Here is a 15,668-nt window from a genome sequence, read left to right as displayed (position 1 = left end):
GTCAGCCGGCCAGCGCGCGCAGGCGAGGACGGCGGTGGTACAGGTGATCGGTGTCGAAGGCATCCAGCAGGGCGCGCAGCGCGGGCTGCTCGGCGCACAGTTCGGCGTACGCCTCCTGCGCCAGAATGCCTTTCTCCATAGCGTTTTCGAGCTTAACGGTCAGGTGGTTCTCCCAGCGGTTCCGCAGTGCCAGCAGCACGCCCTCGGGTCCGCCGAAGAGCCGGTCCAGGTCCGGCAGGTCGTGGAAGAGCTTGGGGTCCACTGGATTTCGTGCGAAGTCGCGGCGCGCCGCCCGGTCCAGGACGGTGTGCAGGATGTCGGTGCGAGCGTGAAGATCTGCCCAGGACATGACGCCAACCTCTCGTTGAACGCCCGCTGGTGGCGGACGTGTCGGCTGTTGTCCCCAAAACTACGAGCGGCCCGCGGCCGCTGTCTTCGTGCCGCGGACGCGACTTGACCTCCTACCCCGGTAGGAGACGTACCCCTGCCGCCGGACGATGTACGCCGTCTGATTCGACGGATAGCCTTGCAGAATGAACGTGACCAGCGCCACCCCCGCCGCTCTGGGGCAGGAGTTGCTGGAGGGACTGCGCCGCGTCGGCGTGGGGTTCCGGCGATTCGTACGCAATCCGTTCGCCGACTACCAGCGCTGGGTGGAGTCGACGGGATTCGACTACCCCGCGTCGATGGCCATCCTGGTGGATTCCATGATGTGCACGGTCGCCACCGTGGCCTTCGTGCAGCGGGTGGTGGCCGGGTACTTCCCGGGCGTCGTCGCGGTGGTCGCGCTCATGCTCATCTGCGTGACCGGTCCGCCGTGCATCATCCTGGACTTCAAGCCGCGGCCCGTCCTGCTCGCCACGCTGACCGTGGCCGCCGCCGCGCTGTTCCTGACCCAGCCGGTCCCGCTGGACGTCGCGCCGCTGGTCCTGATCATCATCGCCGGGGAGATCGCGGCCATCACCGGCCCGGCGGTGAGCGTGCCGGTGGCCCTGGTCATGTTCGCCGAGCTCATGTTCTTCGAATCGATCGGGCACATCGAGGGATTCACCTGGTTCGCACTCGGCATCCTGTTCGCCTGGTTCACCGGCCAGCTGCTCAACTTTCAGCGCCGCTACCTGTATCAGGAGCGCGACTACCAGGACATTCGCGCGCAGGCCGCGGCCGACGAGGAGCGCCGCCGCATCGCCCGCGAGGTGCACGACGTGATCGCGCATTCGCTGAGCATCACCCTGTTGCACGTGACGGCCGCCCGGCACGCCCTGCAGACCGACCGGGATGTGGACGACGCGATCGACGCGCTCTCCGACGCCGAACGGCTGGGCCGCCAGGCCATGGCCGATATCCGGCGCACCGTCGGCCTGCTCGGCGACCGGCCCGCCACGCTCGCGCCGGAGCCGGATCTCGACGACATCGACGAACTGGTGTCGGACTTCGTGCGCGCCGGGGTGACGGTCGACTATCGCCTCGAGGGCGACCGGTCCGCGGTGACCGCCGGGGTGGGCCTGGCCATGTACCGGATCTGCCAGGAGTCGCTGGCCAATGTCGCCAAGCACGCCCCCGGCGAGCGGGCGCGGCTGCGAATCCAGTTGCACCCCAAGTACATCGAGGTCACGGTGACCAATACGCTGGCGGCCGGGGCGGCCCCGCGGGCCGGGAACGGCATGGGCATCTCCGGTATGCGGCAGCGGGTCGCGCCGCTGGCGGGGCGGCTCACCGCGGGACCCGACGACGACGGCTGGCGGGTGTTCGCGCACATCCCGCTGACCGGGACCGTGCCCTGCGGCTTCACCGCCGCCGACGACCACCTGCAGTCGCTGCTGCAACCGCTGTTCCGCAAGACCGCCCAGGAGGGTATGTGACCGACCGCTCGGACGAGGAACTGATCGGCGTCCTCGTCGTCGACGACCAGGAACTGGTCCGCGGTGGACTGCGCCGGATCCTGCGCCGCCGAGACGGTTTCCTGGTGAGCGAATGCTCCGACGGGGACGAGGTGCCCGCCGCCGTCGCCGCCCACCGCCCCGACCTGGTGCTGATGGACCTGCGGATGAAGCGGATCGGCGGCATCGAGGCCACCCGCACCCTGCGCGCCGCCCCCGACGCGCCCCCGGTGCTGGTGCTGACCACCTTCGACGACGACCAGCTGCTGTCCGGCGCGCTGCGCGCGGGCGCGGCCGGGTTCCTGCTCAAGGACTCCCCCGCCGAGGATCTGATCCGCGCGGTCCGCACGGTCGCGGGCGGCGGCTCGTGGCTGGACCCGACCGTCACCCCGCGTGTCCTGAATACCTACCGTTCGGCGCGCCCCACCCCGGCGCCCGCCGGCAATCGCCTGTCCGAGCTCACGGTTCGCGAGCTCGAGGTGCTCGGACTCATCGGCAGAGGCCGGGTCAACGCGGAGATCGCGACCGCGCTCGGCATCTCCGAAGTAACGGTGAAGAGCCACGTGGGACATATCTTCGGGAAGCTCGGGTTACGCGACCGTTCCGCTGCCATCGTCTTTGCGTTTGACCACGGCGTAGTCGCACCGGGAGAATCCACCTCCTAGAGGGGTGGGTCGCGGGTCCTCGTCTGCTTCCCTCCCAAGAGTGTGGAGGTTTGACGGGGTGGATGCGCCATCGCGGGCCGGGAGCAGGTTCGGGCCGTACGAGCTGCGCTCGCTGCTCGGCAAGGGCGGCATGGGCGAGGTCTACGAGGCCTACGACACGTCCAAGGATCGGGTCGTCGCGCTCAAGCTGCTGCCCGCCGAGCTCGCCAAAGATCCCTCCTACCAGGAGCGTTTCCGGCGCGAGTCGCAGGCGGCGGCCCGGCTGGCGGAGCCGCACATCATCCCCATCCACGACTGGGGCGAGATCGACGGCGTCCTCTACATCGACATGCGGCTGGTGCGCGGCCGCGATCTGCGCTCGCTGCTGGACGGTTCGGGGGCGCTGCCGCCGCTGCGGGTCATCGGGATCATCGAGCAGGTGGCCGCGGCGCTGGACGCCGCGCACTACTCGGGGCTGGTGCACCGTGACGTGAAACCCGCCAACATCCTCGTCACCGATGCGGATTTCGCATATCTCGCGGACTTCGGCATCGCGCGCGCCGAGGGCGACTCCACCATCACCATGACCGGCACGGCCGTGGGCTCCTACGCCTACATGGCCCCCGAGCGGTTCGACGCGGGCCCGGTCTCCGGCCGCGCCGACATCTACTCGCTGGGCTGCGTGCTGCACGAATGCCTCACCGGCGACAAGCCGTTCCCGGCCGACAATATGAGCGTGCTGATCCGCGCGCACCTGTCCGAGGCGCCGCCGCTGACCAGCATGCTGCGCGGCGGGATTCCGCCCGCCCTGGACGCGGTGATCGGCAAGGCGCTCGCCAAGGACCCGAACGACCGCTTCTACACCGCGGGCGAATTCGCGCGGGCCGCCCGCTCGGCGCTGGCCGGTCAGGGTCTGCCCCCGAATATGCCGGGCGCCGGTGGCCAGGGCGCGCCGGGTCAGCCGCCGCGGCCCGGCCGGACCGTGCCGCCCGGCCCGCCCGTGGGCGCGCCCCCGACCACCGTGCTGCCGACCGGCGGCCCGGCCGGTCCGGCGACGACCATGCTGCCGGGCGGCACCCCGCCGCCGCCCGCCCGCAATACCGATCCGACTGTGCGGCAGACCAATCCCGGCCGCCCGAACACCACGTCGATCCCGGCCTACATCACCGGCTCCTTCCCGGCGGCCGAGGATCCCTCGCCGTCGAGCGATCTGCCGATCATCACGCCCTCGGACCCGACCCGGGTGCGGGTCAGCGACTTCCACTACACGCCGCTGCCGCCGGATGCCCAGCAGCAGGCGGTGTGGGGTCACGCGCAGGCGCAACAGCGGGACTTCCCGTACGCGCCGGCGCCGGATCCCTCGCTGTATCCGACCTCCGAGCACGCCATCGTGCAGCCCGAGCCGCGGGCGCCGGGGCGGCGGCGCAAGCGGTCGGTGGCGGCGCCGGTGTCGATCGCCGTGCTGGTGGTGGCGCTGGCCGCGATCGCCGGTGCGATCGGCTGGCAAGTCCTCGACCGCTCCGGCAACGAAACACCCATAACGACGGCAGCACAGGGTGTTCCGGGAACCACGCCTCCGCGCTCACAGCAGACGAGCCCGGCGGCGCCCACCACGACATCCGACGCGGTCCAGCTGCCGGCGGGTGCTACGCCGTGTCCACCGACGTATGCGGCGCTGGGCGGCTTCGCCAATTCCGCGATCGGGAACACGGTCACGTCCTGTCCTTTCGCGGAGGCGGTTCGCCGGTCTTATGCCGATACGGCTACTGGCCGGCCGGGGTCGCCGGTTACTGTGGTGGCAGTGAGTCCGGTGACGGGCCGGTCTTACACGATGAACTGCACGGCCGCAGGCAAATTGGTGACCTGCGCTGGTGGCGAGAACGCGGTGGTGTATGTCTACTGATCCGATCCCGGCCTGTTGCAAGGGTTTTGTGCGCGGGCTGGCGGTGGCGGCTGTCCTGGCCGTGTCCGGGTGTGGTGTGAATGTCGGTGCGGTGCACCACTCTTCGGCGCAGGCGGATGAGATCAAGCCGGTCGGGGACAGCTCGAAGCTGCAGCAGTCCCCGCCCCTGATCGCGCCCGAATTGCCCGAACTGTTCGGTTTGCCGAAAACCATTGCGTTCGCGGCGGATTTCGCCGAGCTGAAGGCCGGACTCGAGGGCCGGATCGGCCTCGCGGTGATGCCGGTCGGCGGCGGCGAGATGACCCAGCTGGGCGACTGGACCACCGGCATCGCCTGGTCCACCATCAAGGTGCCGCTGGCCCTGGCGGCACTGCGCCACGACCCCACCGGCATGCGTTCCACCGCCGAGGCCGCCATCACCTTCTCCGACAACGATGCGGCGCAGACGCTGTGGACCTCGCTGGGCACCGGCAGCGAGGCCGCCGACGCGGTCGAGTCGATCCTGCGCGAGGCCGGCGACGTCGCCACCGATGTCGCCGCCCGCCACACCAAGCTGGCCGCGCTGGAATCCGACGATCTGCTCGCCTTCGGCGCGACCGACTGGTCGCTGGCCGACCAGGTGCACTTCGCCTCCCGGCTGCCCTGCCTGCCGCGCGCCAATTCCGTTGTCTCGCTGATGAGTGAGATCACCCCCAGCCAGAGCTGGGGCCTGGGCCGGCTGATCGGCGCGGAGTTCAAGGGCGGCTGGGGTCCCGACGACGACACCGGCAAATACACGGTCCGCCAGTTCGGCCTCGTCCCGACGCTGAACGGACCGGTGGCGGTGGCGCTGGCGGCCGAACCCGACTCGGGCAGTTTCGATGACGCCACCGACATGATGGACAAGCTGGCGCTGCTGGTCGGCGACCACCTGCCCGACCTCCACGGCGGACTCTGCTCGCACTGACCCTTTTCGGCCGCATGCCCACCGAAAATCACCCATACCCACGGCATTTGACCCCCCTCGTCCGGGAGCACGACAATCCCTGAGATTGACGGGGTTCCGGTGCGTCCGCTAGGAACAGGGAACGCGCCGGACGCCGGGGCAGATGGAGGTTGACGGGTGCACGCACCGATTTCACGCGGACGGCGGCGGCTCGCCCGGACCGCCGGTCGCGGCGCCCTGGTGTTGCTGCTCGGGGCGTTGACGGCCTGCAGCAGCAAACCCGTACTGGTACCGGATAAAACGAGCACCGCGGCGACGCCCGGAGCCACCGTCCCGGCCACCGTGGTCGCACTGCCGGGCACCCTGGCCTGGGATTTCGTCAATGAGCTGAAGCCGTCGCTGTCGGGCAAGGTGGGGCTGGCCATCACGCCGGTGGGCAGCGATCGCACGGTGGCGCTGGGCGATTGGAGCTCGGGACCGGGCTGGTCGACCATGAAGGTGCCGCTCACCCTGGCCGCGCTGCGCAAGAGCTCGTCCAACCAGACGGCCGCGATCAATGCCATCGAGTACTCCGACAACAGCGCGGCCGACACCCTGTGGCAGGCGCTGGGCTCGCCCGATGTCGCCGCCCAGACCGTCCAGGACGTGCTACGCGAGGGTGGCGACACCGACACCACGGTGCCCGCCACCCGCACCCGATCCGACTACTCGGCGTTCGGACAGGCCGACTGGTCGCTGGCCAATCAGGTCAAATTCGCGGCCAAACTGCCCTGTCTGCCCGAGTCCGACGCGGTCACCTCGCTGATGAGCAAGGTCAGCTCCGGTCAGCGCTGGGGCCTGGGCACGCTGGACGGGGCCGAGTTCAAGGGCGGCTGGGGCCCCGACACCAGCGGGAACTACCTGGTCAGGCAGCTGGGCCTGATTCCCACCGCGGGCGGGCAGATCGCCATCGCGATTGCCACCCAGCCCAATTCGGGCTCCTTCGACGACGGCACCGTCATGCTCACCAAGGTCGCCACCCTGATCGGCAAGCACCTCGACGAGCTCCGGGGCGGCGTCTGCGCGGCGGGCTAGCGGCCCGGCCGAACCGCCGCGAACCGTAACCGGCGGTTCACGGGGGTGCAGCCCACGGACCACCGATCTCAGGGCAAGATGGGGTCCATGCGCATCGGAGTCTTGACCGGAGGCGGAGACTGCCCAGGCCTGAATGCCGTGATCCGTGCTGTCGTTCGCACCGCGAACGGCCGCTGGGGAGACGCCATCGTGGGATTCCAGGACGGCTGGCGCGGACTACTCGAGGATCGCAAGATCCAGATCCTCAACAACGACCGCACCGACCGGCTGCTCACCAAGGGCGGCACCATGCTCGGCACCGCGCGCACCAATCCGGATGTCCTGCGCGCCGGACTCCCCCGCATCAAGCAGACCCTCGACGACAACGGCATCGACGCGCTCATCCCCATCGGCGGCGAGGGCACCCTCACGGCCGCCTCCTGGCTGGCCGACGAGGGCGTCCCCGTGGTGGGCGTGCCCAAGACCATCGACAACGACATCGACTGCACCGACACCACCTTCGGCCACGACACCGCGGTCGCCATCGCCACCGAGGCCATCGACCGGCTGCACACCACCGCCGAATCCCACCAGCGCGTCATGCTGGTCGAGGTGATGGGGCGGCACGCGGGCTGGATCGCCATCAACTCCGGCATCGCCGCCGGAGCCCACCTCACCCTGGTGCCCGAGGTGCCGTTCGACGTGGACGAGGTCTGCGCCATGGTGAAACGGCGCTTCCAGCGCGGGGATTCGCACTTCATCTGCGTGGTCGCCGAGGGTGCGCACCCCGATCCGGAGTCCATGACGCTGCGCGACGGCGGCATCGACGAATTCGGGCACGTCCGCTTCACCGGGGTCGCCCAGCAGCTGGCGCCGGAGATCGAGCGGCGCATCGGCAAGGAGGTCCGGGTGACCGTGCTCGGGCACGTGCAGCGCGGCGGCACACCGACGCCGTACGACCGGGTGCTGGCCACGCGATTCGGCGTGCACGCGGCGGAAGCCGTGCACGCCGGGCAATTCGGGCAGATGGTGGCGTTGCACGGCACCGAGATCGCGCTGGTGCCGCTGTCGGAGGCCACCAAGCAGCTGAAGCTGGTGCCGCAGGACCGGTATCGGGAGGCGGCCGCCTTCTTCGGCTGAGCCGGAACAGCTCTCACGGCCCTCGCACGCGACCGTGCGAGGGCCGTTTCGCGTCCCGGGGAGAACCCGCTCAGTCGTCGCGGTGGTGGGCGTAGTGACGGGCCGCGCGGGCGCGATTGCCGCAGGCCACCGAGCACCACTCCTGGCGCGGATGGGATTTCACGAAATATCGCACGCAGCGCGGGGCGGGGCAGACGCGGATCTGCTCGGCCTGCGGTCCGCCGAAGAACTCGATGACGGCGTCGGCCAATCCGGCCTTGACCGTGTCCAGTTCGGTCTTCGTGAGCAGCCGGTATTCGAGACGCTGCCCTTCGCTGTCCCATTCGAGCAGCCGCAGCGCCGGGGCGGCGGCGTGGTTGATCGCGGCCAGCGACTCGGGGAAGGGCGGCAGCACGGAGGCGTCGGCGGAGCTGGGCGGATGCGGCGCAACGTATTCCGCGAACAGCGCGCGCACCTGCTGGCGCAGGTCCACCAGGGCGGCGCGCTCGTCCTCGGTGGGCAGGTAGGCCTCGAGATCCACGTACATGCCGACGTCGGCGGCATGAGCGACCAGCCATTCCCGGGTGGACTCACGGGTGCCGAAGGCGTCGGTCAGACCGCGACTGGTGGCGCGGATGGTGTTCGCCAAACGAAGTGCCAAGGGATCGACCATGACTCGATTCTAACGGGTATTGATTTCCGAAGCCATGATGTTCTAACGTGTGAAAGCACGATCTTCCGTTAGAAAGTTGGGACGTCATGATCACTCCGATCGAGCAAGCACCCCTGTTGGACGAGGTCCGCAAGCGCATGGGCCGGGTGCCGAACATGACCAAGGTGATGGCGAACGCGCCCGTGGTACTGGAGGGTTACCTCGGGCTGGCCGGCGCGCTGAAGAAGGGCACGCTGCCCGCTCCGACCTCGGAGCGCATCGCGCTCACCGTCGGCGCGGCCAACGACTGCGGCTACTGCGTCGCCGCGCACACCTTCACCGGCAAGCGGGTCGCCAAGCTCAGCACCGAGGAGATCGAGGCCGCCAAGCAGGGCACCTCGGCGGACGCGAAGGAGGCCGCGGCCGTGGCCTTCGCCCGCGAGCTGACCGAGAGCCGCGGCAAGGCCAATCCGGCCGAAGCGCTGGCCGCGGGCTGGACCCAGGAGCAGGTGCTCGAAATCGTCGCCCTGGTCGCCCTGCAGACCCTGACCAACTACGTCAACAAGGTCGGCGAGACCGAAAACGACTGGCCCGCCGCGTAATTTGTCCCATTCATGGCGTGATCGGCCCCCTCGGGGGCCGCACGCGAATACCTAAGGTCGACACTCATGAACGGCGTCAAGTCCCCCAGCCTGATCGACGCGCAGGTGCTGCGCTCCCTGCTGCACAACGGCATCGTGGTCCGCGCGGTCGCGCTGGCCGTGGCCACCATCGTGCTGCTCGCCATCCACCACCCCACCTGGGTCCCCTACGCGGTCAGCGGTTACGCCATCTGGAACGCCGCCGCGGTCACCCTCAATTCCGCCCGCGCCGCCGCGCGCACCGCCTGAACGCGACCGAAAGCGGCTCGCGCGCAATCTCAGTGGTCGAATCGCCCCGCGGCCACGGCGGTGGTGAAACGATCCCAATCCGCCGGCGGGAACACCAGCGCCGGACCACCGGGATTCTTGCTGTCCCGCACCCCGACACCGCCGGCCAGGAACGCGATCTCCACGCATTCCTTGGCCCCGGTGCTGCGGGCGCTCTTGAACCACCGGACGCCGGGTTCGACGGTCACGTCGCGTACTCCTTCGCCGCCCTCCGCAGGAGGTCTCTGCTCGTCGTCTCGTCCAACGCGGCGCGCTGAATCGCTTGGTAGGCCTCGCGGTAGCGATCGACCGCGGCCTGCTTCTCCAGGTAGAGGTCGCCGAGAAAGTTCTCCAGGTAGACGACCGTGGGTTCGACGGGCCGGTTACCCGCGTCATGGCCGAAATCCAGGATCACGAACGGGCCCACGGTGTGGCCGATCGGCACCCCCGCCGAGAAGGGTAGTACACGAACAGCGATCGTCGGCAGAGTCGACATGTCGGCCAGCCGCCGCAGCTGCCCCGCCATTACGCGCGGACCGCCGACAACGCGATGTAGTGCGGTTTCGTGTACCACCACATCGAAGTGCGCGGGACTTCGCTTGCGCGTCAAGAGGCTTTGACGACGGGTCTTCAACTGCACCCGGCGGTCGAGTTGGTCACTTGCAGCATCCGGCCAGTAATCATTGATCAGGACCCGTGCGTACTCGGCGGTCTGCAGCAGGCCGGGAATGATCTCCGGCTGGTAGGAGATGAGGCCGCGGGCCGAAGCCTCCAGGCCCACATACACATTGAAACCCTCGGGTATCAGATCGTCGTACTCGTGCCACCACGACTTGACGCTGGTCTGTTGCGCGAGGCCGGTCAGGGCCGAACAGAATTCGTCGTCGAAGTCGTAGATCCGGCACAATTCGCGGACATCGAGAACCCGGATCTTCTCGGCATTTCCGGTTTCCAGACGCTGCAGTTTGGACTCGCTCCACTCCATCAGGGCGGCGGCCTCGGCAATCGTCATATTGCACTGCATCCGGCCTTCCCGCAGGTACCTGCCCAGCTGCCGGCGCGGCAAAGTCGAACCATGATCGGACATCGAATCCTCCCCCACGAAGGCTGTTTTCGGTCACTGCGAATGATGCTCCCACGCGATATGAATGCTGACCTGGAGCTTTCGGAAAGTTTCCCACCGCGGGCGGGCAGTGATTGTCGGTTCGCCGAAACGGTGCTGGACTGGAGTCGCGCCCGGTGAGAACCGGAGCCCTGATATCTCTGGACCCACTCGTCCCCGAGCCGGGCGCACCCAATCCCCCCGTGCCGACCTCCGAGATCGGGTGTGACAAGGACCCGATTGCGGCGTGGCGCGCAAGGAATCTCGGTAGGCTTGTGTGGGCCCGGCGCACCAGCGCCGCACGCCGAGCGCCAGCGCCGGACCGCGAACTGTCCAGCCCCCTGCGCTGCCCCCGGTGGACACCATGATGTATCTGTTCGACTGCACAATGGACCCCGGCGACCTGGGCCTGCCCCAGGCCCATCAAGCCATGCAGATCCACAAGTTCTGCACCGTGGACAACTGCCTGGTCCGCCGCCGAGCCCGCCAAATCCTCGTCGACAAAGGGCAAATGGTCCTCGGCGACCGCGCCCACTATCCCTAGCCCGACACCACCACGACGGCCACGGCCACCAGCAGCACCAGCGCCAATACCGCGAGCCCCAGCACCACCAGCGCGGTGGCCTGCGAGGCTCCGGCCCGCTGCCCGGCCGCCGGAACCGCCGGCGGCCGCATCGGCCCGACCCCGAACGGCGGCGGACCGAATCCCTGACGCCCCGGCATCCCCACCGGTCCGGCCGCCACCCGCTCGACAGCACCACTCGAAACCGGCTCGGCCACAACGAACTCCGCCGCGGGCGCGGCCTGCACCGCGCCTGCGGTGGCCTGATTCGCACCCGCGGGCACGAACGCGCCCGAATCCGGGTGCCGCGACATCCCGCCCTTCTCATCCTCGCCGCGGACCACCGTCTCCGGCGCAGGCTCGGCCGCGCCGTCACCGGCCGACTCATCGGGCCGGGTCGCCGCGTCGCCGCCGGTCGATCCGGATTCCTCCCCGACGGCGGTCGGCGAATCCTCCACCACCGCAGCGAGATCCGTCGAATCGGACGATTCCGACGCCGACTCCGCCTCCTGCACCACCAGTTCCGGCCCCTCCTCCGGAGAGACCGCCGAAACCACCGGCTGCGGAACGACATCGGTCGGCCGCTGCCACACCTCATCCCCGGAAGGCTGTGGCCGGTACCTCGGCCCCGACCCGACCTGATCGGCGGGTTCCGGCGCCTGCGGGTAGGGGCGAACGGTCGGGCCTGAGCCGACGCGGTCCGCGTCCTGCGATACCGGGGGGACCGGTGCGGCCGGTTGGGCGGGCGCGGGATACGCGGAGGGCCCGGCCGGGGATGGCGGCGGTACCGGATAGGCCGGTCCCACCGGGGGTGGGAGGACGGGCTGGCCGGGCTGGGGTTGCGGGGCCGGGTAATTGGGAGCGGCGGCCGGTTGCGGGGAGTTCGGTGCGACCGGCTGAGGCGCCGGGAAGTTGGGTGCGGCCGGCGGGGGCTGGGCGGCGGACGGCGGCACCGGGTAGGGCTGCTGGTTCGCCGGGACCGCCGGGGGCGGGTAGGCGGCGGGCGGGGCCTGGAACGGCGGGGCGGGGTAGGGCTGGGCGTAGTTCGGTTGGGGGGCGGGTGGGTTGGGGTACACGGGGTGCTGGGCCGGGGGGCCGGAGAGGGCCCGGCGGGCGGCCTTGGCGAAGTCGGTGCAGGTGGGGAAGCGGTCGGCGGGGCGTTTGGCCATGGCCTTGGTGAGGACGGCGTCCATGGCCGGGGAGAGGCCGGGGCGGCGGAGGCTGACCGGGGGCGGGAGGAGCTGGAGGTGGCCGCGGATCAGTTCACCGGGGTGGGGGGAATCGAAGGGGCCCACACCGATCAGGAGCCAGTAGAGGGCGCAGGCCAGGGAGTACTGGTCGGTGGTCGGGTCGAGGTGGGCGCCGGTCATCTGTTCGGGCGAGGCGTAGGCCAGGGTGGCGGTGAACATCCCGGCCTGGGTGAGGTGGGTGGAGTCCTCGCGCAGGCGGGCGATGCCGAAGTCGGTGAGGAAGACGCGTTCGCCGTGGCCGGCGACGGCACGGGCCAGAATGATGTTGGCGGGCTTCACATCCCGGTGCAGGACGCCCATGCCGTGCGCGTAGTCCAGGGCGTCGGCGACGCCCTCGATCACCTGCACCGCGCGCTCCGGGGGCAGCGTGGCCACGTTCACGCCCGCCGCGTCCACCCCGTCCACGTACTGCATGGAGATCCACAGCATCTCGTTCTCGGTGCCGCGGTCGTACACCTCCACGATATTGGGGTGGTCCAGCCGCGCGACCAGATCCGCCTCGCGCTCGAATCGGGCGCGGATCTCGGTGTCCGCGTACAGTTCCCGGTTCAGCAGCTTCAGTGCCGTCAGCTTGCCCAGGCGCGGATGCCGGGCCAGATACACCGAGCCCATCCCGCCCTGACCGAGCAGTCGTTCGATGGTGAACCCGGCGAACACGTCACCGCCATTCAGCACTGTCCACGACCCCCTTCCGGTGACGTACAAATCCGTGAGCCTACCCGCCGAAACGCTGTCGGGGCAGGTCAGCCGGGGGTCACCAGTCCGGATTCGTAGGCCAGCACCACCGCCTGCGCCCGATCGCGCAGGTTCAGTTTGGTGAACACCTTCGACACGTGGGTCTTCACGGTTTGTTCCGCCACGAACAGGCTTTCGGCGATCTCGGCATTGGACATGCCGCGCGCCACCAGTTCCAGCACCTCCCGCTCGCGCGGGGTGAGCACCGACAGTTGCGGGGCGGGCGCGCGCCGGGTGCGGCGGCTGGTGACGTCGGCGATGAGCCGGCGCGTCACCGTCGGCGCGAGCAGCGCGTCCCCGGCGGCCACCACCCGCACGGCGCGCACCAGTTCCTCGGCGGGCGCGTCCTTGAGCAGGAAGCCGCTGGCGCCGATGCCGAGCGCCTCGTACACGTAGTCGTCGATGTCGAAGGTGGTGAGCATGAGCACCCGCACCGGCGGGTCGAATCCGGCGTCGAGAATCACCTTGGCCGCGTCGAGCCCGTTCATCTCGGGCATGCGCACGTCCATGAGCACCACGTCCGGCCGCAGCCGTTTCGCTTCGGCCACAGCGGCTTTCCCGTCCGGGGCGTCACCGATCACGCTGATGTCGGGCTGCGCGGCCAGCAATGCCCCGAACCCCTGCCGCACCATCGCCTGGTCGTCGGCGATCAACACGGTTATCGCCACTGTCCCACCTCACGCACGCAACCGAGTTTGCCATGCCGGGGGCGGAACGGCCGTCACGAAGACAACTTCGCACCCCCGGCCGGGTAGGGACCGGGATTACAGCGTGACCGGGGTGAGGGCGGTCAAGGGCAGCCGGGCGTGGACGTCGAAGCCGCCGTCGGGCCGGGGTCCGGCGGTGAGCACGCCGCCGACCGCCGCCGCGCGGGTCTGCATACCCGCGATACCGGAGCCCGCGGCGGAGGAGTGGTCGCCGGTGCGGACCGCGATCGGGCGATCATTGCCGACGCTCAGGGTGAGTTCGTGGGTGCAGGCGATGTGCACCCGCACCGCCGCGCCCGGCGCGTGCCGCGAGGCATTGGCCAGCGACTCCTGCACGATCCGGTACAGCGCCAGCCCGGTGGTCTCCGGTACCGCGCCGAGCTCGCCGTCGACGGTCCAGGTGAGCGGCACCCCGGCCCGCTGCGCGCCCTCCAGCAGGCCCGGCAGGTCCGCGGCGGAGGGCTGCGGCGCGTGCTCGGGCAGCTGCCCGTCGCTGCGCAGCACGCCCAGCATGCCGCGAATCTCGTTGAGCGCGGCCCGCGCACCCGTCCCGATGGATTCGAATTCGGCGCGGGCCTCGGCCGAGAGCCCGTCGATCCGGTAGGGCGCGGTCTGCGCCTGCACCACCACCATCGACATGTGGTGGGCCACCACGTCGTGCAGGTCGCGGGCGATGCGGGCCTTCTCCTCCAGGATCGCGCGCCGGGCCCGCTCCAGCTCGGTCTCCTCCTCCGACTTCAGCAGCGCCCGCCGCGACAGCACCACCCACCGGATGAGCAGGCCGAACACCACCAGGCCGGTGATGGCCAGCGGCCAGCCGAAACCGGACTCGGCGAAACTGTCGCCGGTCTGGGCCATGGCGGTGGCGAACAGCAGCGAGGTCGACAGCCACACCACACCCACGATCCGGATGGGCGCGCGCACCGCCACCGCGAACACCAGGGCGAACAGCGCCAGAATGTGCACCACCTGGAACGGGATGGTGTTTCCCGGCTGATGCGGCACGGCCAGCGTGATCAGCAGCGCCGACCCGGCCGAAACCGCCCATCCCAGTGGCGGATTCACCCGCACCAGCAGGATCGGGAAGGCCGCGAACCCGGCGATGAACGGCGCGGCGGCCGCGGGCACCTTGTGGGTCACATGCAGTGTCGGCCACGCCACCGCGATGAAGATGAGCGCGAGCAGCACCGTGAACCCGTCGAACCACTGCCGCGCCCGTGCCACCCGGGCCTGCCCTGACAACTTTCCACCCATGGCATCGACGGTAGAGACTCCGCCCGCCCCGCACCTCATACCCCTGAGTGATCTCCCACCCCCTACCCCGGTACGACACCGGCACGGGTGTCCCCCGCACCGCCCACGACGCAACCGCCCCACAGGCTGACGCCCCGGTCGGAGGCCGATTCCTAGCGTCGATCCCATGAGAGCGTTCCCGACTTCCCGCAGGAATTCGCCCCGTTCCACCTCGTCTGTCATCCCGTCGCACGACGCCGCCGGACTCCACCGGTACGGCGCGCTCGCGGCCGCGGCCGCCGTGGTGTGCACGGTCGGCGTCGCGTTCGCCCCGGCGGCCGGAGCGGCGGCCGGCCTGCCGCGCCAACCCGAGAGCTCGTCGGCCCGGGCTGGCCTGCTGGAGTCGATCGCCGCCCGGCCGAATCCCGCCGCGATCCCCGACGACTTCGCGACCGCAGCCGGGTACCGCCCCGTCGTCGAGGCGGGCATGCTCCTCAACCCGGAGGGTGACTGCTCCTCCCCCATCCCCCTGCCCGCCGAATTCGACCTGGCCTGCAAATCCCATGACCTCGGCTACGACCTGCTGCGCTACGCCGCCGCCCACGGCCAGCCGCTGGGCCCCTGGGCCCGCCAATCCGTGGACGCCGCACTGGAACAGCGCATGCACACCGCGTGCGCGGCCCGCGAGGATGCGATGTCGCGCACACAGTGCCAGGTCATGGCCACGATCGCCGCGACGGCCGTGGACCTGAACTCCATCCGCCAGGACTACGGCAGCCCCGTCTACGAGCCGTTCTTCGAGCACACCGGCGCGGGCCCCACACCCGCCGCCCTCGCCGTGGCCGGCGTCGGGATCGCCGGACTGGCCTCCGCGGCAACCGTTCTGGTGCGCCGTGCCCGCTCCCGCCGGGACACAGCGGCTCGGGAGCGCGACTTCGCGATCGCCGGTACCGCCTCGGCGGTGGCGCTGTGATCCCGGCCGGGCACGCCGCTCG

17 protein-coding genes are annotated in these 15,668 nt (G+C 70.2%); 10 read left to right on the top strand and 7 right to left on the bottom strand.

Going from position 1 to position 15,668, the window contains the following annotated elements; all coding sequences use genetic code 11:
- Position 1: 1 nt before the first annotated feature.
- Entirely contained in the window at positions 2-349 is a 348-nt protein-coding gene (locus ACQP06_RS09595; RefSeq protein ID WP_433671894.1) for a hypothetical protein, read from the bottom strand.
- Positions 350-533: 184 nt separating this feature from the next.
- Here ACQP06_RS09595 and ACQP06_RS09590 point away from each other — a divergent pair, with 184 nt between their 5' ends.
- The 6 genes from ACQP06_RS09590 to ACQP06_RS09565 all read left to right on the top strand — a co-directional run bounded on the left by ACQP06_RS09590 (position 534) and on the right by ACQP06_RS09565 (position 7,545).
- Entirely contained in the window at positions 534-1,862 is a 1,329-nt protein-coding gene (locus ACQP06_RS09590) for a sensor histidine kinase (protein ID WP_433671893.1), read from the top strand.
- Entirely contained in the window at positions 1,859-2,545 is a 687-nt protein-coding gene (locus ACQP06_RS09585) for a response regulator (RefSeq protein WP_379101626.1), read from the top strand. Before ACQP06_RS09590 ends, ACQP06_RS09585 begins: the two co-directional genes overlap by 4 nt.
- A 58-nt stretch (positions 2,546-2,603) precedes the next feature.
- The gene (locus tag ACQP06_RS09580) at positions 2,604-4,427 is read left to right on the top strand and encodes a protein kinase domain-containing protein (protein ID WP_433671892.1); all 1,824 of its coding nucleotides are present in this window, start codon (positions 2,604-2,606) and stop codon (positions 4,425-4,427) included.
- Entirely contained in the window at positions 4,417-5,373 is a 957-nt protein-coding gene (locus ACQP06_RS09575) for a hypothetical protein (RefSeq protein ID WP_433671891.1), read from the top strand. The genes ACQP06_RS09580 and ACQP06_RS09575 overlap by 11 nt, the downstream gene beginning before the upstream one ends.
- A gap of 156 nt (positions 5,374-5,529) precedes the next feature.
- Positions 5,530-6,426, top strand: a complete 897-nt coding sequence (locus tag ACQP06_RS09570; protein ID WP_433671890.1) for a hypothetical protein — start codon at positions 5,530-5,532, stop codon at positions 6,424-6,426.
- Between the two features lie 87 nt (positions 6,427-6,513).
- Entirely contained in the window at positions 6,514-7,545 is a 1,032-nt protein-coding gene (locus ACQP06_RS09565; protein ID WP_357279305.1) for an ATP-dependent 6-phosphofructokinase, read from the top strand.
- Positions 7,546-7,615: 70 nt separating this feature from the next.
- Here the strand turns inward: ACQP06_RS09565 and ACQP06_RS09560 are convergent, their stop codons facing one another.
- A complete protein-coding gene (locus ACQP06_RS09560; protein ID WP_433671889.1) occupies positions 7,616-8,197 on the bottom strand; it encodes a CGNR zinc finger domain-containing protein in 582 nt (193 codons plus the stop codon).
- 86 nt (positions 8,198-8,283) lie between these two features.
- On the opposite strand from ACQP06_RS09560, the gene ACQP06_RS09555 reads away from it, so the two are divergent.
- Complete coding sequence (locus ACQP06_RS09555; protein ID WP_433671888.1) at positions 8,284-8,778, top strand: carboxymuconolactone decarboxylase family protein; 495 nt, start codon at positions 8,284-8,286, stop codon at positions 8,776-8,778.
- A 66-nt stretch (positions 8,779-8,844) separates the two neighbouring features.
- Positions 8,845-9,066, top strand: a complete 222-nt coding sequence (locus ACQP06_RS09550) for a hypothetical protein (RefSeq protein ID WP_433671887.1) — start codon at positions 8,845-8,847, stop codon at positions 9,064-9,066.
- Between the two features lie 29 nt (positions 9,067-9,095).
- Here the strand turns inward: ACQP06_RS09550 and ACQP06_RS09545 are convergent, their stop codons facing one another.
- Both ACQP06_RS09545 and ACQP06_RS09540 read right to left on the bottom strand, forming a co-directional pair.
- A complete protein-coding gene (locus ACQP06_RS09545; RefSeq protein ID WP_357096120.1) occupies positions 9,096-9,293 on the bottom strand; it encodes a DUF397 domain-containing protein in 198 nt (65 codons plus the stop codon).
- Entirely contained in the window at positions 9,290-10,171 is an 882-nt protein-coding gene (locus ACQP06_RS09540; RefSeq protein WP_433671886.1) for a helix-turn-helix domain-containing protein, read from the bottom strand. Before ACQP06_RS09540 ends, ACQP06_RS09545 begins: the two co-directional genes overlap by 4 nt.
- Before the next feature lie 370 nt (positions 10,172-10,541).
- Between ACQP06_RS09540 and ACQP06_RS09535 the strand changes: the two genes are divergently transcribed.
- Positions 10,542-10,730, top strand: coding sequence for a hypothetical protein (locus tag ACQP06_RS09535; RefSeq protein ID WP_433671885.1), 189 nt, complete (start codon positions 10,542-10,544; stop codon positions 10,728-10,730).
- Here ACQP06_RS09535 and ACQP06_RS09530 read toward each other — a convergent pair.
- The 3 genes from ACQP06_RS09530 to ACQP06_RS09520 all read right to left on the bottom strand — a co-directional run bounded on the left by ACQP06_RS09530 (position 10,727) and on the right by ACQP06_RS09520 (position 14,694).
- Positions 10,727-12,673 carry a protein kinase domain-containing protein gene (locus ACQP06_RS09530; RefSeq protein ID WP_433671884.1) on the bottom strand — a complete coding sequence of 649 codons (1,947 nt, stop codon included), beginning with the start codon at positions 12,671-12,673 and terminating at the stop codon, positions 10,727-10,729. The two genes, ACQP06_RS09535 and ACQP06_RS09530, sit on opposite strands and share 4 nt — an antisense overlap.
- Before the next feature lie 68 nt (positions 12,674-12,741).
- Entirely contained in the window at positions 12,742-13,401 is a 660-nt protein-coding gene (locus ACQP06_RS09525; RefSeq protein ID WP_357096127.1) for a response regulator transcription factor, read from the bottom strand.
- 96 nt (positions 13,402-13,497) lie between these two features.
- On the bottom strand, positions 13,498-14,694 hold the full coding sequence (locus tag ACQP06_RS09520) for a sensor histidine kinase (protein WP_433671883.1): 1,197 nt from the start codon (positions 14,692-14,694) through the stop codon (positions 13,498-13,500).
- Between the two features lie 166 nt (positions 14,695-14,860).
- Between ACQP06_RS09520 and ACQP06_RS09515 the strand changes: the two genes are divergently transcribed.
- Positions 14,861-15,646, top strand: a complete 786-nt coding sequence (locus ACQP06_RS09515) for a hypothetical protein (RefSeq protein WP_433671882.1) — start codon at positions 14,861-14,863, stop codon at positions 15,644-15,646.
- The last annotated feature ends 22 nt before the right edge of the window (positions 15,647-15,668 follow it).

Origin of the sequence: Nocardia sp. CA-136227 (assembly GCF_050955695.1) — a bacterium.
Taxonomy (GTDB): domain Bacteria; phylum Actinomycetota; class Actinomycetes; order Mycobacteriales; family Mycobacteriaceae; genus Nocardia.
Note: the sequence above shows the minus strand (reverse complement) of the source record. Positions and strands in the feature narration are given on the sequence as shown.